Origin of the sequence: Bowdeniella nasicola (assembly GCF_900107735.1) — a bacterium.
In the GTDB taxonomy this organism is placed as follows: domain Bacteria; phylum Actinomycetota; class Actinomycetes; order Actinomycetales; family Actinomycetaceae; genus Bowdeniella; species Bowdeniella massiliensis.
This window is the reverse complement of record NZ_FNQV01000015.1, coordinates 39677-58303: the sequence shown is the minus strand read 5'-3', so window position 1 is coordinate 58303 and position 18627 is coordinate 39677. Positions and strand designations below refer to the sequence as shown.

General features: G+C 63.8%; 24 protein-coding genes and 1 pseudogene. 12 read left to right on the top strand and 13 right to left on the bottom strand.

Annotated elements, in window-relative coordinates; all coding sequences use genetic code 11:
• The 3 genes and pseudogenes from BLU67_RS10760 to BLU67_RS10755 form a co-directional block, all read right to left on the bottom strand.
• Positions 1-231: pseudogene (locus tag BLU67_RS10760) on the bottom strand (ISL3 family transposase); the annotation flags it as partial.
• A gap of 307 nt (positions 232-538) precedes the next feature.
• Positions 539-958 (bottom strand): hypothetical protein, encoded by a 420-nt coding sequence (locus tag BLU67_RS12165; RefSeq protein WP_143027422.1) that lies wholly within the window; start codon positions 956-958, stop codon positions 539-541.
• Positions 959-1286: 328 nt separating this feature from the next.
• Positions 1287-2222 (bottom strand): hypothetical protein, encoded by a 936-nt coding sequence (locus BLU67_RS10755; RefSeq protein WP_143027421.1) that lies wholly within the window; start codon positions 2220-2222, stop codon positions 1287-1289.
• Positions 2223-2919: 697 nt separating this feature from the next.
• On the opposite strand from BLU67_RS10755, the gene BLU67_RS12160 reads away from it, so the two are divergent.
• Entirely contained in the window at positions 2920-3387 is a 468-nt protein-coding gene (locus BLU67_RS12160; RefSeq protein WP_143027420.1) for a hypothetical protein, read from the top strand.
• A gap of 450 nt (positions 3388-3837) precedes the next feature.
• Here BLU67_RS12160 and BLU67_RS10750 read toward each other — a convergent pair whose 3' ends face one another.
• Together BLU67_RS10750 and BLU67_RS12310 are read right to left on the bottom strand one after the other, a co-directional pair.
• Positions 3838-4098, bottom strand: coding sequence for a hypothetical protein (locus BLU67_RS10750; RefSeq protein WP_092565810.1), 261 nt, complete (start codon positions 4096-4098; stop codon positions 3838-3840).
• Positions 4099-4198: 100 nt separating this feature from the next.
• The gene (locus tag BLU67_RS12310; protein WP_169829078.1) at positions 4199-4345 is read right to left on the bottom strand and encodes a hypothetical protein; all 147 of its coding nucleotides are present in this window, start codon (positions 4343-4345) and stop codon (positions 4199-4201) included.
• A 131-nt stretch (positions 4346-4476) separates the two neighbouring features.
• On the opposite strand from BLU67_RS12310, the gene BLU67_RS10745 reads away from it, so the two are divergent.
• The 5 genes from BLU67_RS10745 (at position 4477) to BLU67_RS10725 (ending at position 9276) form a co-directional block, all read left to right on the top strand.
• On the top strand, positions 4477-4923 hold the full coding sequence (locus tag BLU67_RS10745; protein WP_092565808.1) for a SprT-like domain-containing protein: 447 nt from the start codon (positions 4477-4479) through the stop codon (positions 4921-4923).
• Positions 4924-4984: 61 nt separating this feature from the next.
• Positions 4985-5905, top strand: coding sequence for a carbohydrate ABC transporter permease (locus BLU67_RS10740; protein WP_092565806.1), 921 nt, complete (start codon positions 4985-4987; stop codon positions 5903-5905).
• Positions 5906-5910: 5 nt separating this feature from the next.
• A complete protein-coding gene (locus tag BLU67_RS10735; protein WP_092565822.1) occupies positions 5911-6750 on the top strand; it encodes a carbohydrate ABC transporter permease in 840 nt (279 codons plus the stop codon).
• A gap of 95 nt (positions 6751-6845) precedes the next feature.
• Complete coding sequence (locus BLU67_RS10730; protein ID WP_092565804.1) at positions 6846-8195, top strand: ABC transporter substrate-binding protein; 1350 nt, start codon at positions 6846-6848, stop codon at positions 8193-8195.
• Positions 8196-8280: 85 nt separating this feature from the next.
• Positions 8281-9276 (top strand): GRP family sugar transporter, encoded by a 996-nt coding sequence (locus tag BLU67_RS10725; RefSeq protein ID WP_092565802.1) that lies wholly within the window; start codon positions 8281-8283, stop codon positions 9274-9276.
• On the opposite strand, the gene BLU67_RS12305 is transcribed toward BLU67_RS10725, so the two are convergent.
• Together BLU67_RS12305 and BLU67_RS12455 are read right to left on the bottom strand one after the other, a co-directional pair.
• Positions 9273-9440: a hypothetical protein gene (locus tag BLU67_RS12305; protein WP_176780788.1), complete on the bottom strand. Its 168-nt coding sequence runs from the start codon at positions 9438-9440 to the stop codon at positions 9273-9275. The two genes, BLU67_RS10725 and BLU67_RS12305, sit on opposite strands and share 4 nt — an antisense overlap.
• A complete protein-coding gene (locus BLU67_RS12455) occupies positions 9430-9765 on the bottom strand; it encodes a DUF6457 domain-containing protein (protein ID WP_222842480.1) in 336 nt (111 codons plus the stop codon). The genes BLU67_RS12305 and BLU67_RS12455 overlap by 11 nt, the downstream gene beginning before the upstream one ends.
• 46 nt (positions 9766-9811) lie before the next feature.
• On the opposite strand from BLU67_RS12455, the gene BLU67_RS10715 reads away from it, so the two are divergent.
• Genes BLU67_RS10715 through BLU67_RS10705 form a run of 3 tightly spaced genes read left to right on the top strand, consistent with a single transcriptional unit; the run spans position 9812 to position 11938 of the window.
• The gene (locus BLU67_RS10715) at positions 9812-10354 is read left to right on the top strand and encodes a MogA/MoaB family molybdenum cofactor biosynthesis protein (protein WP_092565800.1); all 543 of its coding nucleotides are present in this window, start codon (positions 9812-9814) and stop codon (positions 10352-10354) included.
• Positions 10347-11000, top strand: coding sequence for a TorD/DmsD family molecular chaperone (locus BLU67_RS10710; protein ID WP_092565798.1), 654 nt, complete (start codon positions 10347-10349; stop codon positions 10998-11000). Before BLU67_RS10715 ends, BLU67_RS10710 begins: the two co-directional genes overlap by 8 nt.
• Positions 10997-11938, top strand: a complete 942-nt coding sequence (locus BLU67_RS10705) for a 4Fe-4S dicluster domain-containing protein (RefSeq protein ID WP_092565796.1) — start codon at positions 10997-10999, stop codon at positions 11936-11938. Before BLU67_RS10710 ends, BLU67_RS10705 begins: the two co-directional genes overlap by 4 nt.
• A 20-nt stretch (positions 11939-11958) precedes the next feature.
• Here BLU67_RS10705 and BLU67_RS10700 read toward each other — a convergent pair whose 3' ends face one another.
• The 4 genes from BLU67_RS10700 to BLU67_RS10685 are packed head-to-tail and all read right to left on the bottom strand — an operon-like array spanning position 11959 to position 15165.
• Positions 11959-12561, bottom strand: coding sequence for a molybdenum cofactor guanylyltransferase (locus BLU67_RS10700; RefSeq protein WP_092565794.1), 603 nt, complete (start codon positions 12559-12561; stop codon positions 11959-11961).
• Between the two features lie 6 nt (positions 12562-12567).
• Positions 12568-13047 carry a cyclic pyranopterin monophosphate synthase MoaC gene (gene moaC / locus BLU67_RS10695; RefSeq protein ID WP_092565792.1) on the bottom strand — a complete coding sequence of 160 codons (480 nt, stop codon included), beginning with the start codon at positions 13045-13047 and terminating at the stop codon, positions 12568-12570.
• Positions 13044-14303, bottom strand: coding sequence for a molybdopterin molybdotransferase MoeA (glp, locus tag BLU67_RS10690; protein WP_092565790.1), 1260 nt, complete (start codon positions 14301-14303; stop codon positions 13044-13046). The genes moaC and glp overlap by 4 nt, the downstream gene beginning before the upstream one ends.
• Positions 14290-15165: a HesA/MoeB/ThiF family protein gene (locus tag BLU67_RS10685; RefSeq protein WP_092565788.1), complete on the bottom strand. Its 876-nt coding sequence runs from the start codon at positions 15163-15165 to the stop codon at positions 14290-14292. Before BLU67_RS10685 ends, glp begins: the two co-directional genes overlap by 14 nt.
• Before the next feature lie 31 nt (positions 15166-15196).
• Between BLU67_RS10685 and BLU67_RS10680 the strand changes: the two genes are divergently transcribed.
• Genes BLU67_RS10680 through BLU67_RS10670 form a run of 3 tightly spaced genes read left to right on the top strand, consistent with a single transcriptional unit; the run spans position 15197 to position 17235 of the window.
• Complete coding sequence (locus BLU67_RS10680) at positions 15197-15622, top strand: molybdenum cofactor biosynthesis protein MoaE (RefSeq protein ID WP_092565786.1); 426 nt, start codon at positions 15197-15199, stop codon at positions 15620-15622.
• Positions 15623-15638: 16 nt separating this feature from the next.
• Positions 15639-16547, top strand: coding sequence for a HipA domain-containing protein (locus tag BLU67_RS12155; protein WP_143027419.1), 909 nt, complete (start codon positions 15639-15641; stop codon positions 16545-16547).
• A complete protein-coding gene (locus BLU67_RS10670) occupies positions 16531-17235 on the top strand; it encodes an HIRAN domain-containing protein (RefSeq protein WP_092565782.1) in 705 nt (234 codons plus the stop codon). Before BLU67_RS12155 ends, BLU67_RS10670 begins: the two co-directional genes overlap by 17 nt.
• On the opposite strand, the gene BLU67_RS10665 is transcribed toward BLU67_RS10670, so the two are convergent.
• Together BLU67_RS10665 and moaA are read right to left on the bottom strand one after the other, a co-directional pair.
• Positions 17232-17483 (bottom strand): MoaD/ThiS family protein, encoded by a 252-nt coding sequence (locus tag BLU67_RS10665; RefSeq protein WP_092565780.1) that lies wholly within the window; start codon positions 17481-17483, stop codon positions 17232-17234. The genes BLU67_RS10670 and BLU67_RS10665 overlap by 4 nt on opposite strands.
• A 9-nt stretch (positions 17484-17492) precedes the next feature.
• The gene (gene moaA / locus BLU67_RS10660; RefSeq protein WP_092565778.1) at positions 17493-18581 is read right to left on the bottom strand and encodes a GTP 3',8-cyclase MoaA; all 1089 of its coding nucleotides are present in this window, start codon (positions 18579-18581) and stop codon (positions 17493-17495) included.
• Positions 18582-18627: the final 46 nt, after the last annotated feature.

The window sequence follows — 18627 nt, the reverse complement described above, 5'->3', positions numbered from 1 at the left end:
GAGCAAGATGGTGGGTCGCCAGCCGAACGGCTCGTGCGCCAGACGACGCACCACGGTGCCACGTGGCGTTCCCTCGCAGCCGCACCGCCGGCACCACTGGTCCGGCTCAACGACCCGGCAGGCCAACACGGCCCGCTTCGGCTCGATCTGTTGGCCGACGACCTCCAGGCCGAGCTCGTCGAGGCGGGTGAACGTGGTCAGGTTGGGGCGCGTGAAGGTAGCGTGAGGCACGTCGAGGTCTTCCGGATGATGAGTGTGAGAACTTCCATCTTCGGGAGGCCTCGACCCTCATCCGCGGACCGACGCGCCGCCGTGATCACCCCGCCTCTACACCCTCAAATGTGATGAGCCACTATTCTACTGTGAAGCCAATTCGGGAAACGCCTCAGAATGTAAATCAACAATTCTCAACATAAAGGAATGATCCCGCTATCAAACGAACCAGATAGTTCGAAGCGGATCGCTCATTCCGGTCACTAGCCCGCGATTACTTTATAGGGCCGGTAGACCCATGCTGACGATGGCGCCGCCACAAAGGCTAGGAAACGCCATGTGGATAGCTTGTTGCTTGACGAACGGAGAAGAAAACTGGACGACCGGCTATCCCTAGCTCATAGTCAGCCTCTTCGTCTACTGAAACCAGGACCTCCAACGAAATCCATGCGGAGAAAATCCACGCTATCCGCTCGTCAGAAGCCCTTTTACGCCGCCCCCCCGGGAAGATAATCTCGCTTGAATAGACTTCGAGTCCGTTCGACAGTCCAGCTTCAATATATAACGAGTACTCATCGATAAAGTAGAAAGAGAATTCTTCGCCAGCAACGTGCACTTGAAATAGTTGTTCCGGATACTCTAACCCCAAAGACCGAGATATATTGTAAATATATCTACCTCTGGCACCATTCAATTCTTCGAGGATCTGCGATACTGGCGGAACAGGCATCGTAATACGTTTCATTTTCTCCTATCCCACCATTTCACGTTTGAAGGCTGGGAAAATAGGTTTTTATGGCTCCCACGATCACCCATTCTCCAAGTGACTGGTAACACCCGCCCTCGCTTTTCTCCTCGACTCCACCCGATTCGATAACCTTTGATATTTATTTGCGACATGCGGGGATTTTTAGTCCCCAATACCCTGCTATTTGCTTGCCAGCCAACAATTTTTCTGGCCCCTCTTCCAAGTAGATTGTTCTTTGAAGCAATCTTTCCCACTAGTCTTGCTCCCGGTATAAAGCCGACAGCTGCTGCACCAGCCTCCGCATAGTTGCCGCGGCTCAAGTGAGCTATTGCAACATCACCTCACCCACCTTGGCAACCAACGGCGGCTGATTCGTCCACCGCGACGCACTCGACGCCACACCCCCAGCCCGCCACACCTGCACCGGCCTCGCCGAACACGAATACGACCACGTCTCAAACACATGCAACTGCGCAGAAACAACATCCACACCCCGCACAGCCGACGACGAAAAATTCATCAACCCCCGCGCAGCATTCCTCCCATCCCACGCCCCCACCAACACATCCTCACGCATCGAACGATCCGCAGTCGTCCCACTCATCACATACGTGTCAAACGCAGCCTTCACCGACAACTTCGCATACGTCGGATCCACCACCACCGGATACACCCGCGACTCATCAACAACCCACGCATAAGAAACCCCCAACGACACCTCAATAACACCATCACCCACAACCTCAAAACCCATCGAAACCGGAACCGAACTCACCACCCCACCAACACGATCATCCGCCGATGAATCCCACGCCTCAGGAGCAACCAAAACCGAGACCACCTCACCCGAAGCATCAACAAACTCAATCACCCCCTGCCCACCCTCACGCGCCTGAACCCCCTCCAACCGCATCGGCACCCGCAACACCACCTCATCACCCACAACCTCACCAGCAGCCAACAACGACTCCACATCCCGCACCTCAAACGACTGCTCAAAACCATCCCGCGACGCATCAATCAACAAATCAACACCAGCAAAAACATCCCCATACCGCGCCCGAGAACCCTCCAACACCGGAACCGGCACAACCCCCTGCCAACCAAAAGCAACACGCCACCCATCACCCGACGACAACCCCACCACATCAGACAAACCCGCAGACGAATCCCCCAACGACAACACCACATCACCCGGAACCGACACCGGACCAGCCACACCCCCCTGCTTCACCAACCTCGTATCAATCTCCTGCCACACACCCTCACCATCACGAAACCGCACCGGAGCCGCCCACTGCCTAACAGAAACCGTCCCATCCGGATTCACCCACGTCTCAGACGCCTCAGTACGCTCCCCCGAAACCTCCACCCGCTCCCCCCGAGCACGAGCAGCAACCATCGCCCCCGCAAAATCCACCACCTCAGCACCCTCATCAACCACCACAGACGCCACCGCCCCATCAACCTCACCCCCACCCGAAGGCACCCCGCCAACCGGCACAACCCCCACCACAGCCACCAACGAGACAACACACGCCACCACAACAACGCAATAAAACCAGAAAAAACGCAGACCGCGACAAACACACATGGCAATCCCAATCGCTCAACGGGACCTTCCACCATCGGAATTAGCCCAAACCTACACCCCCACCACACACCCACCCACCACAACACCCACACAACACATCACAAAACCATAACAAACCAAATACCACTCAGATCGGGAGCGCATCTCATCAAACGACGCCCCTCCAACCAAACTCTCCGACACAAAATGCACACCCTCACATCGAGACAGCAGCATGCCGTACTTCATCGAGCCGCAATTCGTCGCACGACTCGCACAGGACTACATCCACCAGATTCACCGCTCCAAATGCCTAACTCCACCAACCCCCTGACCCACGACTCCTCGCCCGGGCCCAACAATTGCGCAGTCTCAGCGACGGTAGGTGGGCCTAGGCTCCACAGCACATGCGACATCGAACAATGACAGTGTCTACAACCTGTCAAGCTCCCTGACACCCATCAACGAGGTTGCTCCTGACACATACGATGTCGCCACTCCTGAAGGCCTCTGGACAGCAACCGTTCTAGATGGGGGACGTAGCATCTCAGTCACTTCCCCTTCAGGGATAACTCAGAATTTCGACACAACAACCCAGCAGTTCCGCGAGGCTGCGGAAGCACTTGAAGAATACGCTCGGGACCAGATCCAGGATTCGTCCGGGATCGCACCTCTCAAGAAGAATACTCCGGTCTGCAATGCCGTGTTCTATTTCATTGAACTGGTTAACCAGTTTGGCTGGGGACTGGCCGTGGCCGTCGCGATTTCTAACCCGGTGACCGCTACTCTTATCGGCGCGGTGGTCGGACTCGGACAGGGTGCGTTTTGGAGCTGGGCACGCTCGCATTGCTAACGGTATTGCATTAGAGGAGTAAAAGATGGAATCTGCAGCTTCTACCCCAATACCACGATGGGTGATACCTATCCAGTTTGTCGTCGGAGGTGCCGGTGCACTCGGTGCGATCCTTGCACTCGTGTATAGCGAGTACGTGGTGGCCCTAGCATTAGTCGGGGCGACAATCGCGTTGGTACTAGTTCTGGCACATGCTACGAGATCGGCTTCTACCTCACCTGCTACTCGTGACATTTCGCATCGCTCCAGCGGACTCGCCATCGCAGGTGTCGGTCTCCTGGCCCTGATCATCGGGGTTGTCCTCTGGTGGCATTCCGGCACGATCTCTCAGTCGGTCAGTCTGTTCGCTGCTGGAGTCGGCTTCATCGCTGCCGGCCTCGTTGCCGCCAGAGTGCCTCCGAATTCCGCAAGCTAATCGTAGAACTACGAATCTCGCTGATCACTCGACGGTCACGAACTGGGTTTCAGCGCCCTAATGACGAGAGACGCGGCGACCAGAACGACACCATTAACGGTGTTGAGAACGGGGCCAAGGATCGAATAGATCGACGACAAAGCCGAGGCCCCCATGGGATTATTCCCCTGAGCGTGGCCTGCGAGCATGCTATCGACGTTGGCACCAAAAACACTGAGCAACCATCCCAACACAATGATGGCAATCCCAGTGATACGTAAAGCGGCTTCGATGCGATCAGCACGTGCACCATCCATGCACCCATCCTTCCAGGGGGGAGCGATTTACCACTGGAGGCCCCGACGATGATCGTCGAGGCCTCCAGGGGACAGGGGTTTGAGAGTGCTGCGGGGGCAGCTACCAAACTCTGCGGGTGGAGCCGCCAATCGGCACCAGGTTCAGGATCAGTCCCACCACCAGGAGGATGAGGCCGATCGTGACGAGGATAGACATGCCCTTCAGGAGCAGGCCGAGGATCAGAAGGATAAGACCAAGGGTGACCATATCGATTCCTTTCTTGAGTACTTCCAATTATCAGACACCATGCGACGCGCCGCACGTCGAAAGATGACATGTGTACGACAGCGCTGTGGATAACCTGCAGGGCCTGGGCTCCAAGGGGTTAGCGTAGCGGCGTGGACCTGAATGAACTTCGCGACTTCGCCCTCACCCTCATGCGCGAGCATGACTTGCAGGGCTGGACCTTCGGCTACGACCGCGCCACCCGGCGAGCCGGGCTGTGCAATTACACGCACCACAAGATCACGGTCTCGCGCCATCTCATGCGCCTGTATTCGGAGGCCGAAGCGAAGGACACGGTCATTCACGAGGTCGCGCACGCGATCGCGGGACCCTTGGCCGGGCACGGCCCGATCTGGAAACACGTGGCGCGCTCGCTCGGCGGCAGCGCCTCGGTCAGCGTCGGCCGGGATGCGCCGCGCGTCCCGCCGAAGTACCGCGGCGTGTGCGCATGCGGGCGCGAATTCCACCGGATGCGGCTGCCGAGCGAGGGGCTGTTGTGCAAGGCCTGCGCGCTGGCAGGAATGCCTGGTGAGATCATGTGGTTTAAGCGCGCGGGCTAGCGTCGTGCCGTGTGCAGCGTCCCACTATCGACGGTATTGTGTGGACAGCTAAGGAGTGTCCATGAGTTCAGCTGCGATCGAGGCGAAAAATCGGCCCGGCTATCGCAAGGCCCGGCGTCGTGAAACCGCGTCGGCCTATGCCCTGCTGATCCCGTCATTTATCGGGGTCGGCATTTTTCTCGTCGTGCCCGTCATCCTCATCATCATCCTGTCGCTGTTCAATTGGAACCTCATCTCCCCTCCGGTTTTTGTAGGGCTCGATCATTACGCGTCCCTGTTTTCTGACACCAAGCTCATCAACTCGATCTGGGTGACGCTCACCTTCGTGTTGATGTCGATTCCTACCTCGATCATCCTGGGGCTGCTGCTGGCCGTCGCGATCAACCGTAAGCTGCCGGGCACCGGCTGGTTGCGCGTGATTTTCGTGCTGCCGTGGGTGTGTGCCCCGCTGGCGCTCGGCGTCGTGTGGCGGTGGATTTTCGATCCGAGCACGGGGGCGCTCAATACAATTCTGGGCCGCCGCATCGAATGGATGAGTAATCCCGACCTCGCGCTGCCCGCGGTGGCGTTCGTATCCGTGTGGTCCACCGTCGGCTATATCTCGCTATTCTTCCTCGCGGGATTGCAGCAGATCCCGAGCGGCGTCTACGAGGCCGCGAAGCTCGATGGGGCAGGCCCGGCCCGCACGCTGTGGTCGATCACGCTGCCGCTGCTCATGCCGACGACGTTCTTCGTCACCGTCACCTCCGTCATTTCCTCCTTCCAGGTCTTCGACCTCGTCTACGGGCTCACGGGCTCGGCAACGGGCTACCCGTCGGGCTCAACCGACGTGATTGCGGCGCGCATCTATCAGGACGCGTTCGTCTCGAACAATATTGGGCACGCCTCGGCGATGGCGTTTTGCCTCTTCGTCGTCCTCGTCATCGTCACCCTCATTCAGCAGCGCTGGTTCTCCGGCCGGATCACCTACGACATGACGTGATCGCGATGCATTCCAAATCCCGCGCGACGTGGCTCGCGAACCTGCTGACCTACCTCATGCTCATCGGCTCCGCGCTCATCGTCATTGGCCCGTTCTTCCTGTCCGTTATGACGGCGGTCAAGACGCCGCGGCAGTTCGCCACCCAGCCACCGCTGACTCCCCCCGATCCGATCACCTTCGAGAATTTCACGCAGCTGTTTTCCGGCTCGCACAACTTCGTCGTACCGATCGCGGTGACGGCCCAGGTCGTCGCCGTCATGGTCATCGGGCAGATGTTTTCCTCCATCCTCGCGGCCTATGCGTTCGCGACGCTGAAATTCCCGGGCCGCGATGCGCTGTTTTGGGTGTATCTGGCAACGCTCATGGTGCCCGCTGTCGTCACCATCATTCCGCTGTACGTCATGGTGACGCAGGCCGGCATGAAGAACACGTTCTGGGGCCTCGTCGTGCCCTTCATGTTCGGCTCGCCGTATGCGATCCTCTTGCTGCGGGAGAACTTTCGCTCGATGCCGACCGAGATTATGGACGCGGCCCGCATCGATGGCGCCGGAATCTTGCGCCGACTGTGGCACATCATGCTGCCGATGAACAAGCCGATCCTCGCCACGCTGCTCCTCATTACCGTCGTCAGCCACTGGAATAACTTCATGTGGCCCAAGGTCATCGCACCCAAGCGCGAATGGAATGTTCTGACGGTCGCGACGGCGAGCCTGCAGACCCAGTACTCATCGAACTGGACGCTCGTCATGGCCGCGACGACGGTGGCACTCGCCCCGCTCATCATCCTTTTCCTTATCTTCCAGCGGCATATCACGCGCTCGATCGGCCTTTCCGGGCTGCGCTAGCGCAATTGTTGTCAAACCGTTGCCGTTCCGAGGCGCATTTATGGCGCGTTGTGGGAGAAGATCGAATAAGGACTGTCCCGACGGAAGGTTGATAGATGCGTACCTCTCGAGTTTTTGCGGCAAGTATCGCCGCCTTGGCACTAGGGATCACGGCGTGCTCGCCGGGATCGGGTGGTTCTGGCGGCTCGACCGCATCCAGCACCGAGAAGGAAGGCTCCACCGGCGCCACGACCGTCACCTTCCGGCTGTGGGACGAAAATGCCGCGAAGGCCTATAAGGAATCCTTCGACGCCTTCACCTCGCACAATCCCGACATCAAGGTCAACGTCGAGGTCGTGCCGTGGGGCCAGTACTGGGAGCAGCTGCCGCTCGACATCCAGTCCGGCGACATGGCCGATATCTTCTGGACGAACTCCTCGAGCTTTGCGCTGCTTGCCGATAACGGCAACCTGCTCGACATCGGCGAGGTCGTCGGCAATGATCACGACGCGTGGATCGAATCGACGGCGACGCTCTACGAGCGCGACGGCAAGCTGTGGGGCGTGCCCCAGATCTGGGACTCCATCGCGCTGTTCTACAACAAGTCGCTCGTCGAGGAAGCCGGCGTCGATCCGGCGAACCTCACCTGGGCGCCCGATGGTGGCGAGGGCGACACGCTGCTCGATGCCGCGAAGAAGCTGACGAAGGACGGCGCTGGCAAGCATGCCGGTGAGGACGGCTTCAACGCCGATTCGCGCGTCCAGTTCGGCTTCAACTCGCAGGCCGACCTGCAGGCGATCTACCTCAACTTCCTTGGTGAGGCCGGCGCGCAGTTCCAGGTGGAAGACGGCGATGACTTCGCCTTCGATTCCCCCCAGGGCGTGGCGGCTTTCCAGTACCTCGTCGACCTCGTCAACAAGCACCACGTGGCACCGAGCGCCGCGGACACCAACCAGAACGGTGACCTGGCTCGCGACCTGTTCGTCCAGGGCAAGCTCGCGCTCTTCCAGTCCGGGCCCTACTCGCTGCCGGCGATCAGCGAGAACGCCGACTTCGAATGGGGCATTGCTCCGATGGTCGCCGGCCCCGAGGGCCGCAAGTCCGTCGTGCACTCCGTGGCGGCGCTTGGCAATGCGGCAACGCAGAACAAGGACGCGACCGTCAAGGTGCTGAAGTGGCTGGCCTCCAAGGACGGCCAGCTCGCGCTCGCCTCCTCCGGCGCGGCCATTCCGGCCGTCGTCGATGCGCAGAGCGAATACGAGAACTTCTGGAAGGAAAAGAACGTCGACATCTCTGAGTTCCAGAAGGCCGCCGAGGGCGATACGCTGCCGGCGCCCGTCGGGGCGAAGGTCAATGCCGGAATGACGGCGTTTGGCGACACGATCAAGGAGATGTTCCTCGGCACGATTCCCGTTGCCGATGCGCTGAAGAAGGCGCAGGAGGAAGGCAACGCGGCGATGAAGTAGCGCTCCGCGCGACCGCTTCCGGCGGCGCGGGCCCGGCCACTGGCGCTGGGTCCGCGCCGCCGTTGTTGCTCCCTACAATGGGGGCGTGACATTCGTCCTCGCGCTACTTCCTTCCCTGATCTGGGGCATTACGAATCTGCTGACGCCGTGGGTTGGTGGCAATCTGCGCCAACAGCTCATGGGGATGTCGACGGGGGCGCTCGCCCTGTCGGCCATCGTCTTCGCCGTGCTTCGGCCCGAGATCTCGCTGCCGGATGCGGCGCTCGCCTACGCCTCGGGCCTGCTGATTTCGGCCGGGCTGTACTACATCCTGTGGGCGTTCAAGGCGATCGGGGTCTCGCGGGCATTACCGCTAACGACGGGGATCCAGCTCGTGGGCCTCGCGCTGTTTGGCGTCATTGGCTATGGCGAATGGGCAACCACCCTCGCGAAGGTCTTTGGCGGTCTTGCGCTCATCGTCATCACGGCGGGTACGGCCGCGATCAGTTGGGAAGACCGCCGCAGCGAGCGCGTCGGGGACGCTGCCGACTACCCCGTCATCCCGTTGCGCTACGGCCTGCCGGCGGTGCTGCTCGCGAGCGCCTGCTTCATTACGTATCCGGCGATGCTGCGGGTCGGCGAGGTGTCGGGCTTTGGGACGATCGCGCCGCAGGCGCTCGGAATGTTCACGGGCTGCGCGCTTTTCACCGCGGCGCGGGTGGGCGATGCTCCGGTGCGGATGCTGCTGCCCGGATCGCGATTCGCGCACGCGGTGGCGCTCGGTGGAGATCACCTGCATCCGCTCGGCGCACGCCCACGCCCTTGGCGGACCGACCTGGCGAGCCGAAAGTTCGCCGCCTTCGTGGTGCTCGGGGCGCTGTGGCTTTCGGCCGTCGCCCAGCTCGTGTGGAACAACGAAAACATCGGCGTTGCGACGGCCTTCCCGCTCTCCCAGCTCGGCGTCGTCATCTCCACCCTTGGCGCCCTGTACTGGCTGAAGGAGCCGAAGACCGGCCGCGAGCGCCGCGCGATTTTCGCCGGCGCGATCGCGCTCGGGATTGGGGCCGTGCTCATCGGCGTCGCGAAGAGCTTCGACCTCTAGCGGGGGTAGAACTCCACCTCGGCGGGCGCGGGCAGCCGTGCCGGCGTGCTCGTCGTCGGAGCAATTTCCAAGAACGTCGGAACATCTGCCTGCAGGTGCAGCAGGACGAGCGCGTGGCCCGTGCTCGCTTCGATGGTGCTCGGGGCGCGGGGCTCAGGCGTCATGCTCCTGGGCGGAGACGAGGGCGGTCACGGCGTCGATGTCGTCGCGGATAAGCGCGGCGAGAGCCAGGTTCGGATCGGCGGCGCCACCCTCTCCTGTCGCATCAGCTTCCGCGCGGCCGTAGCGGATTCCGGCATCGAGGCCGACGAGCAGGGCCGTCATCGGGGCACCCGGGCGCGAGGGTCCGTGGGCGACGATGCGAATGAGATCGAGCATCTGCGGCGTGACGTGGTCGAGGACGGCACGGTCCAGGTCGAGGGTCGTGCACACGTCGTCGAGCCACGCATGCATGACGGCCATCTTTTCTTCTTCGCTCATTTTCGCCATGCGCCCACAATATCGCCGTTTCGGCGATCCAGCGTAGTGTGGCGGTATGACCGAAACGCACGTGCCAGAGAAGTTGAAAGCGCCCGTTCTCGGCGCCGTCATCACCGTCTCCGACCGCTGTTCCCGCGGTGAAGCCGAGGACCGCTCCGGCCCACTCGCTCTCGCCCGCCTCGCCGAGTTTGGCGTCGAGGTCGCGCATCCCGTCGTCGTTCCCGACGACATTGACTACATCCGCTCCGCGCTGCAAGAGGCGCTGGATGCGGGAGCCCGCGTCATCGTCACGACGGGTGGCACGGGCATCACGCCGCGCGATAACACCCCAGAGGCGACCGAGCCCTTCATTGCGCTCAGCCTCGATGGCCTCGCCCAACAGATTCGGCTTGCGGGGTTAGCCGCGACGCCCCTCGCGACGCTTTCCCGCGGGCTCGTCGGGGTCAGCGCACGCGGGGATCGCGGCGCGCTCATCGTGAACGCGCCCGGCTCCACGGGCGGCGTGGAAGACGCACTGGCGATTATCGGCCCGCTCATTGGCCACATCCTGGGGCAGCTTTCGGGCCGTACGCACGAGGTGGAGAGCGCCGATGAGTGAGGCGGCGGAACGGGACTTCGCGGCGATCGATGCCGCCGATATTACCGACCGCGCCATCGCATGGACGGTCATCTCCGCAGCGTTTGCCACCACCTTGAACCCGCAGACGCTCAGCGCCCTGCGCGATCCCCATCAGCTCGCCGAATGGCCGCTCAAAGGCCCGCATTTCGAGGCGGCCTGCCACGAGCTCGGGATGAGCGCGGCACTCGCCGCCACGGACGAAACCGAATCCGAGCTGCGCCTCGCCCACCAACGCTTGATGAGCGGGCCGGGCCCGGTCGACCCATCGCCGTGGGAATCGGTCCATCGCTCGCGCGAGGGGCTCGTCTTTGACGAGGAGACGAGGCAGGTGCGGGCCGCCTACCGCGAGTTCGGCCTGCAATCCAAGCTGCTCATGAAGGTTCCCGAGGACCACGTCGCGATCGAAGCGGAATTCCTCGCCTACCTCCTATCCGAGGCCCTGGAGTGCATCGATCGCGGTGAGAGTGCGCAGCGCTTCTTGGCGGCCTACGGCGCCTTTTTGGCGGAGCACGCTGGCCAGTGGCTCCCGCGATATTTCGCGCGGTTTAGCGAGACCGCCACGACGCACTACCACCGCGGCATCGCTGGCCTCGGAGCGCAGACGATCGCCGCCGCCGCGCTATGAGCGGGCCGTTGGCCTCGCTGGCGCGCTGGGCGGGCGAGCTCGCCGAGGTCACGCACGTCTGGTTCGTCGACGAGTCGGCGCTGCAGACACCGCCAACGCGCGCGGAGCAGCCGCGTGCTGACGTGATCGCTGTGGCAATTCCCGGCGGTCCGCGTGAGATCGATGAGCGCACCTGGCTCGAACTGCTGGCGACGCCGCACCTGCGGATCGTCTTCACCCACGACGTCGAGCTCCCCGCACTCATCGCTGAGATTTGCTCGGCGTGGGAGCCCGCAACGGCGCCGCAGGTTGTTGCGCCCGACGAGCCTGGGCGTTCGCTGCGTTCGCGGGTGCGCTCACGCGGGAGCGTTGAGATACTCGATGCACGCGCGATGCCACGCTCGCGGCGTTCTCTGCTGCGAGTCGCAGCCACAGATGAGACCCCGCACACCCGCAGCACGGCCGAGCTCGTGGAGCAGATCTGGCAGCTGCGGAGCCGCGAGGGGGATGCGCCCTCCCCCGCGCTGGACCTGGCCGCCACCGGCTGCATCGCCTGCGGCACCTGCGTGAAGGCCTGCCCGACCCAGGTCCTCGCTCTTCAACCTCCGCGGGCGCCCGCGCACCCACGCGCGCACGAGGAAGCTGCTCGCCTCGACCTCACCTACGACGCGCGCGGCTGCATCGGTTGCGGCACGTGCATCTCGCTGTGCCCCGTCACAGCGCTTTCGAGCAGCGGCACCCTTGCGTGGAATGCGATTTTTAGTCGCGAGCACCACGCCACTTTGGAGGAGGACTCGGAGAGCGAGGTCGAGGTCCTCGAAGAATTGACGCTGAGCCGGTGTGCTCGCTGCGGCGCCACGTTTGCCGGCGCCGGTGAATTCTGCCCGGCCTGCCAGGCCCGCATGAATAACCCCTTTGGGTCCTCGCTACCGCCCGCCTCCTGGCTCGATCGCGGTTAGGCCCGATCTATTCACAGGGGCTAATTGGGGCGCAGGTCCTCGGGGGTATCGATATCACGCGTAAGCTCGGCGGGTAGGTCGACGACGGCGATATCCAGCGCGGAAATAAACTTCCATACCGGTGCGCCCGCGAGCTCGCTCGGTCCCCACTCCTCGATGCGGCGCTGTAGCGCCGCGATGCGGTAGACGCCGAGGAGGTACTGCTCGCGCCCGGCGGTATCGCGCCCGATCGCACAGTCGTGCCTACTCGGCTCACTCGTGAGTGCGGAGCGGAGGGTAGGCAGCGCTCGACCGGCGGCCGGCGCATCGCACGTCAGGATCGCGACGAGGTCATCATCCAGCGTCGCGGGCACCGCCGCCGCGAGCTGCGCGAGACCCGCAGCAATGCCCGCGACCGGCCCACCGAAGGGCGGCTCCTCCAGAGTGCGCGCGACGCCGTCCGGCACCGCGACGGTCTCGGGCGCGACGACGACGATTCGGCCGGTGACGGCCTCGCCGAGCGAGTCGAGGACGTGGTCGAGCAGGCGTCGCCCGCGGTAGTTGACGTCGGGTTTGGACACGCCCCCGAGCCGGCGGGCAGTGCCTCCGCCGAGAATGATGGCGTGCAGCCGCGCCCTAGGCACGGCCGTTCACTCGCTTTCGCCGGGGCGCACCCAATCGCCCGAGCGACCGCCGGATTTGCGTGTCACGCGGCAGTTGGTGATCGCGGCGGAGCGGTCAACGCCCTTGACCATGTCGACGATCGCGAGCGCCGCCACCGTCACGGCCGTCAGCGCCTCCATCTCCACGCCCGTGCGGTCGGCCGTGCGCACCGTCGCGGTCACGAGGACGCGATCCTCGGCGAGTTCGACGCCGACCTCGCAGCCGTGCACCCCAATGGTGTGGGCGAGTGGCAGCAGCTCGGGCACCCGCTTGGCGGCGGCGATCCCGGCGATCCGGGCGACGGCGAGGACGTCGCCCTTGGGCACGCGCCCCTCGCGCAGCGCGGCCAGCACCTCGGGCGAGGCGGTCACCTCTCCCGCGGCGCTCGCTTCGCGAACCGTCGGCTGCTTGGCGGTGACGTCGACCATGTAGGCCGCGCCTGCGTCGTTCAGATGCGTGAAGTTCATAGCTCGATGACCTCCAACACGTCCCACGGCCCGACGTCGTCCGTCTCCTCCGGCACGATCGCCAGCGCGTTGGCCTTGTGCAGCGAGGCGACGAGGTGCGAGCCGGAGCCGAGGCGATGCGTGGGGATGATCGTTGGAAGGTCGCCGGGGCGCTCGGCCTCACTGAGCCGCACGGGCGCGAGCTGGCGCCGGCCGGGCGGGGACTTCCAGCCGAGGCTCGTCGTTGCCATCCGCCGCGGATGGATCGCGACGGCGTCCTCCATCGGCTGGCCCGCGAGCAGCGCGAGGACGGGACGGGCGAACATGTGGAAGGAAACGAACACCGAGACGGGGTTGCCGGGCAGGCACAGCATCGGCACGCTGCGGCCGCCCTCGGCCTCGATGAGGCCGTGCCCCTGCGGCTTGCCGGGCTGCATCGCAACCTTGGAGAACGTGATTCCCGCGCCGGAGGTGGCTTCCTTCACGACGTCATAGGCGCCGGCCGAGACGCCGCCCGTCGTGATGACGAGGTCCGCGCCCGCCGCGGCCTGGCGCAGCGCCGCGAGGAGTTCGGCCGGGGTGTCCCCGGTGCGGGCGACCTCGGCAATCTCGCAGTCCGCTTCGCGCAGCAGGCCCTGTACGAGCGTCGTGTTCGAGTCCGGGATGTGCCCGGGCGCCGGCACCTCGCCAGGTTCGGCGAGTTCCTCGCCCGTCGCGAGGACGGCCACGCGCGGCCGCCGGTAGACCTCGAGTTCGCCGTATCCGACGGAGACGAGTGAGGACAGCGCGGCCGCCGAGAGCTTTGTCCCGGCCGCAACGATTTGGGCGCCGAGCGCCACGTCGTCGCCCGCGTTGCGCACGTGGCGGCGGGCGGCAACGGGCTCGTAGACCTCGATCTCGGCCGGCAGCTCGTGCGGGCCGGCGGGAATGTTCGTAAGTTCGACGGGTACGACGGCGTCCGCCCCATCGGGCAGCATCGCGCCCGTCATGATGCGCTGCGCCGTGCCGGGCGTGACCCGCTCGCGCGGCGCCGCGCCCGCGGGAATGTCGGCGGTTACGGCCAGGCGCACCGGCTGGTCCGCGCTCGCCTGTGCGACGTCGGCGGCGATGACGGCGAAACCGTCCATCGCGGAGTTAGTAAACGGCGGCACCGCGAGCTTCGCGGCGCAATCGTGCGCGAGCACGAGCCCGTGGCACTGCGCGATCGGCAACGTCACTGTGGCCAGCGGCCGCGCCCCCGCCAGCACCTGGCTGAGGTGGTCCTCAATCGTGATCATGTCGGCCTTCCCCTAGATCGTCATCGGGCATCGCGGGCTGGTCGTCCGCCAAAATCTGTGCGGCCCGCGCCCGCTCCGCGCTCTCGCGGCGCACCGCGGCCACGTACTCCACCGTATTCCACCTCGCGGCGGCGACGTCCGCGATGAGGATTCGGCCGAGCAGCGGCTCGCCGAAGCCTGCGATGAGCTTGATCGCCTCGGTTGCCATGGCACTGCCGGCCTGGCCGCACGCGGCCCCCAGCACGCCGACCTCGGCAGAGGACGGCGTCGAGCCCGCGGGCGGCGCCGCCGGATACAGGTCGCGCAGGCTACAGGCGGGAACGCCCGCGGGCGGCGCGGACCAAAACGCCCCCACCTGGAACGTCGTCGCCACAATGGTGCCCCACACGAGTGGCACCCCCGCCGCCGCGCACGCATCGGCAACCAAAAACTTGGTGTCGAAGGTATCGGAGCATTCCAGCACGAGGTCGTGGTCCGCCACCTCAGCCGCCACATCGGCCGCGGTGACAAATCCTCGCTCGCGCACCTCAACGTCGGCGTTGAGCCCGCGAATCCGCGCGGCCGCAGACGCGGTCTTGGCCGTCCCTACCCCCGCGCGCGAGTGCACGATTTGGCGCTGCAGGTTCGTTGCCTCCACGGCGTCCGCGTCGGCGATCGTGATGTGCCCGATGCCCGCCGCCGCGAGGTAGAGCAGCACCGGCGAGCCGAGCCCACCCGCCCCGACGACGAGCACGCGCGCCGCGAGCAGCCGCTCCTGGCCCTCCTCCCCCAGCCCCGGCACGAGCCGCGTGCGCAGGTATCGCTCGCTCTGATCGCGCGTGAGGGGGACGCGCGGGCGTTTCAGCGGTACGGTGATGTTCATTCGTTCCCTTCAACTCCCGGAGCTCCATCGTATGTCCGCTCGCGTCGTTTCCGCTGTCGTGACCGAGTCGGCGATCGACGTCGCCGCGCTCGAAGCCGCCACCACCCGCCCCGCAGCCGGCGCCATCGTCACCTTCCGCGGCGCCGTTCGAAATCACGACGATGGCCGCGCGGTCGACGCCATCGAGTATTCCGCCCACCCGAGCGCTAGTCAGATCATCCGCGACGTCGCCTGCGATATGTCCGACGCCTTTGACGTCCACGCGCTTTCCGTCGTCCACCGCATCGGCGCGCTTTCCGTCGGCGACGACGCGCTCGTCGCGGTCGTTGCCGCATCTCACCGCAAGGAAGCCTTCGCCTGCCTCGCTGCTCTCGTCGACGAGGTCAAGGCGCGCCTGCCGATATGGAAACTCCAGAAGTTTTCCGACGGCACCGACGAGTGGTCGAACTGCCCCTAGGTACCCGCGATTCACGATGTCCATCTTCAAATGTCCAGTTTGTGACGGAGCATCGTGGGCCCCCATCATCGTAGACTCCCCTGAGGATGCCACCGAAGAGTCCCTCGGTTCAAAGGAAAAGTTCTGGCTAGAGAACAAACAGCTGCTCTTTAAATTCGCCAGAGACGATCCCCCTGGCGACGTACGTGGTGAAGATTGGGCTGAGTGTGTCGTTCACGCAGTTGCACGCGCCCTAGCGATTCCGTCTGCATGTGTTGCCCTCGGCCGGTGCCGCAATCAGCGGGGCGTTGTGGTCAAAACGGTGCTTGGGCCGGCCGAAACTCTGAAGCACGGCAACGAGATCATGGAAGAGTTCCTTAAAGACTTCGATGCGAACCTTGAGCGCGCTAACCCGCAGTACACCGTTGACAACGTCGCCGCAGCGCTTCACTCCTACGATGCGAGCCCGACCTTACCCGAATGGAACGCTCTAGATCAGTTCATGGCTTACCTAGTTCTCGATGCGCTCGTCGCAGGAACCGACAGACATCTTCAAAACTGGGGCATCATTGTGCGTACGGAGGGTACACCGACGATGGCGCCGACCTTCGACCATGGAAATGCCCTGGGATTCTCGGAGCCTCCTCACCGGATTGCCCAGCTGCTCTCAGATTCGAGAGTGGCTTCCTCCTGGGTTAAAAAGGGCGGAAATCGCTACTTCAATGGGAAGCCCCGCCTCGTTGATCTTGCGAGGGAAGCGTACTTTCACGCTTCTGGCCTTGCTCAAGACGCGATCGTCGATCGGTTAAAAGCCATGGACTTGCACTCCATCGCAAACACGATGTCCGGGGTCCCTGCCGATGTAATGTCAGATGAACAGCGTATGTTTGCCAGAGTCGTGTTGGAGCTGAACCAGAGGAGGTTGTTGGATGCACTCAGCACCTAAGATTGATGAGCGGCCAGAAGTCTCCACCGAAGCGACCTCACTGCGGCTCATTTGGAAACATCCAGAAACCCGTCGCTACCACGAGATCGGCAAGTTCAGTGCCCTCGTTGATGGAAGCTACGTGTTCGAATACAACAAGGACGTCGCCGAGGTACCCGATTTTACTGAATTCGGTCCATTTCCAAATCGTGAACAGCCGTATGTTTCCAAACGTTTGCCGGCGTTTTTTGCGAACCGAGTGATGTCCCAGCGGCGTCCTTCCTTCGATGAATACATCGGATGGCTTGGATTGAACAAGGATGCCGCCCCAGTCGAGATACTCGCGCGCACCGGAGGCGGTCGCGCGACCGACACTTTCCATCTCGTCGAAGATTACGACCGCTCAGCCGACATGGTCGAGTTCCGGTTTTTTGTCTCAGGTATCCGCCACCGCTCCTCACTTGAGATCTCATCTCTTAAGGTCGGCGCTCCCCTTGAGATTCAAGAAGAGCCCGACAACGTCGTCAATCCCCGAGCGCTCCTGCTGACCTCTGATGGCAGTGCCTTGGGGTGGATTCCTGATTGGCTAGTTAACGATGTCCACGAGCTGCGCGACAGCGGAGAGGTGAAAATCTCCGTCGATCGCATCAACGAAGACGCCCCTGCCCGCCTCCAGTTGATGTGCAAACTTAAGTGGACTCGCCGCTAGCCGCCCGCGAACGGCGGCAGTACATCGATCGCCTGAGCCGTGCCAACAAGGACCGCGCGATCGGTCGTCACGACGCCGTCGACGACGAAGGACGAGACCGCTAATACCTTGGCGAGCCGGTCATTTCCCAATCCGAGGCGCGCGGCGAGATCGGCGAGCGATTCGCCCTCGGTCACGGCGATGACGGCCTCGTGGGTGCCGGCGGCTTGCGCCGCGCCCGCGAAATAGCGGATACGCAGATCCCTCATGTACTCCTCCTAGCCGCCAATGGCGGACATGGTGCGGCCCGGCTGGATGAAGCGCGGGTCGTCGATATCGTGGCCGGCCTTCTTGCCTGCCATCGCGCCCGCCCAAATCTCGGCGAGCTCAAGGTCGGTTGCGCCCTCGCGCATCGGCGTGCGCAGGTCGGTTTCGGTGCGCGAGAACAAGCAGGTGCGCATCTGGCCGTCGGCGGTGAGCCGGGTGCGGTCGCACGCACCGCAAAACGGCTGCGAGACCGAGGCGATGACGCCGACGGTGCCCGCAGGATGGTCCGCGCCCGCCGCGACCTGCCAGACCGCTGCCGGCGCGCTGCCCTGCGGCGCGGGCTCTTGGGACAGCTCGAAGCGCTGCGATAGCCGCCGCAAGATCTCGGCGGCGTCGACCATCTGCGTGCGATCCCACGTGTGCGGCGGACCGAGCGGCATCTGCTCGATGAAGCGCAGGTGATAGCCATTGACGAGGCAAAAGTGCAGCAGCGGCGCCGCGTCGTCCTCGTTCACACCGCGCATCAAGACGGTGTTGACCTTGATCGGGGTCAGCCCCGCAGCTCGCGCCCCCTTAAGGCCCTTGATCACGTCGTGGAAGCGGTCGCGGCGTGCGAGCTTGGCGTAGCGCCGCGGATCGAGCGTGTCGAGCGAAACATTGGCGCGCGTCAGCCCCGCGGCTTTCAACGACGCCGCCCGCTTATCGAGGCCCAGCCCGTTGGTCGTGATCGATAGTTCGGGCGCCCTGCCGTGGCGGGTCGTGAGCGCCGCCGACTGCTCGATGATCGTCTCCAGGCCGCGCCGCAGCAGCGGCTCGCCGCCCGTAAATCGCACCTCGTCGATGCCGAGAATCTCGACGGCGATGCGGATGAGCCGCGAGACCTCCGCATCGGTGAGCGTCACCTCGGTCGGCAACCAGTCCAGCCCCTCGGCCGGCATGCAGTATGTGCACCGCAGGTTGCACCGGTCTGTCAGCGAGACGCGCAAATCGCGCGCGATCCGGCCGTAGGCATCGCGCAGGATAGGACGGCCGTCCGCGCCCCGCGGCACAGCAGTGGTCGCCGCGGCTCCGGCCGATTTTTCCCGACGAGTTCTGGACATATCGTCCACCCTATGACGAGCGAGGCGAGTTGGCGAGAAGGCATCA

Bases quoted from the DNA above. Each gene is read 5' to 3' on its own strand.
- BLU67_RS12165 (WP_143027422.1), bottom strand. From the start codon at position 958: ATGAAACGTATTACGATGCCTGTTCCGCCAGTATCGCAGATCCTCGAA.
- BLU67_RS10750 (WP_092565810.1), bottom strand. From the start codon at position 4,098: ATGGATGGTGCACGTGCTGATCGCATCGAAGCCGCTTTACGTATCACT.
- BLU67_RS12310 (WP_169829078.1), bottom strand. From the start codon at position 4,345: ATGGTCACCCTTGGTCTTATCCTTCTGATCCTCGGCCTGCTCCTGAAG.
- BLU67_RS10740 (WP_092565806.1), top strand. From the start codon at position 4,985: ATGAGTTCAGCTGCGATCGAGGCGAAAAATCGGCCCGGCTATCGCAAG.
- BLU67_RS10735 (WP_092565822.1), top strand. From the start codon at position 5,911: ATGCATTCCAAATCCCGCGCGACGTGGCTCGCGAACCTGCTGACCTAC.
- BLU67_RS10730 (WP_092565804.1), top strand. From the start codon at position 6,846: ATGCGTACCTCTCGAGTTTTTGCGGCAAGTATCGCCGCCTTGGCACTA.
- BLU67_RS12305 (WP_176780788.1), bottom strand. From the start codon at position 9,440: ATGACGCCTGAGCCCCGCGCCCCGAGCACCATCGAAGCGAGCACGGGC.
- BLU67_RS12455 (WP_222842480.1), bottom strand. From the start codon at position 9,765: ATGGCGAAAATGAGCGAAGAAGAAAAGATGGCCGTCATGCATGCGTGG.
- BLU67_RS10715 (WP_092565800.1), top strand. From the start codon at position 9,812: ATGACCGAAACGCACGTGCCAGAGAAGTTGAAAGCGCCCGTTCTCGGC.
- BLU67_RS10710 (WP_092565798.1), top strand. From the start codon at position 10,347: ATGAGTGAGGCGGCGGAACGGGACTTCGCGGCGATCGATGCCGCCGAT.
- BLU67_RS10705 (WP_092565796.1), top strand. From the start codon at position 10,997: ATGAGCGGGCCGTTGGCCTCGCTGGCGCGCTGGGCGGGCGAGCTCGCC.
- moaC (WP_092565792.1), bottom strand. From the start codon at position 13,047: ATGAACTTCACGCATCTGAACGACGCAGGCGCGGCCTACATGGTCGAC.
- glp (WP_092565790.1), bottom strand. From the start codon at position 14,303: ATGATCACGATTGAGGACCACCTCAGCCAGGTGCTGGCGGGGGCGCGG.
- BLU67_RS10685 (WP_092565788.1), bottom strand. From the start codon at position 15,165: ATGAACATCACCGTACCGCTGAAACGCCCGCGCGTCCCCCTCACGCGC.
- BLU67_RS10680 (WP_092565786.1), top strand. From the start codon at position 15,197: ATGTCCGCTCGCGTCGTTTCCGCTGTCGTGACCGAGTCGGCGATCGAC.
- BLU67_RS12155 (WP_143027419.1), top strand. From the start codon at position 15,639: ATGTCCATCTTCAAATGTCCAGTTTGTGACGGAGCATCGTGGGCCCCC.
- BLU67_RS10670 (WP_092565782.1), top strand. From the start codon at position 16,531: ATGCACTCAGCACCTAAGATTGATGAGCGGCCAGAAGTCTCCACCGAA.
- BLU67_RS10665 (WP_092565780.1), bottom strand. From the start codon at position 17,483: ATGAGGGATCTGCGTATCCGCTATTTCGCGGGCGCGGCGCAAGCCGCC.
- moaA (WP_092565778.1), bottom strand. From the start codon at position 18,581: ATGTCCAGAACTCGTCGGGAAAAATCGGCCGGAGCCGCGGCGACCACT.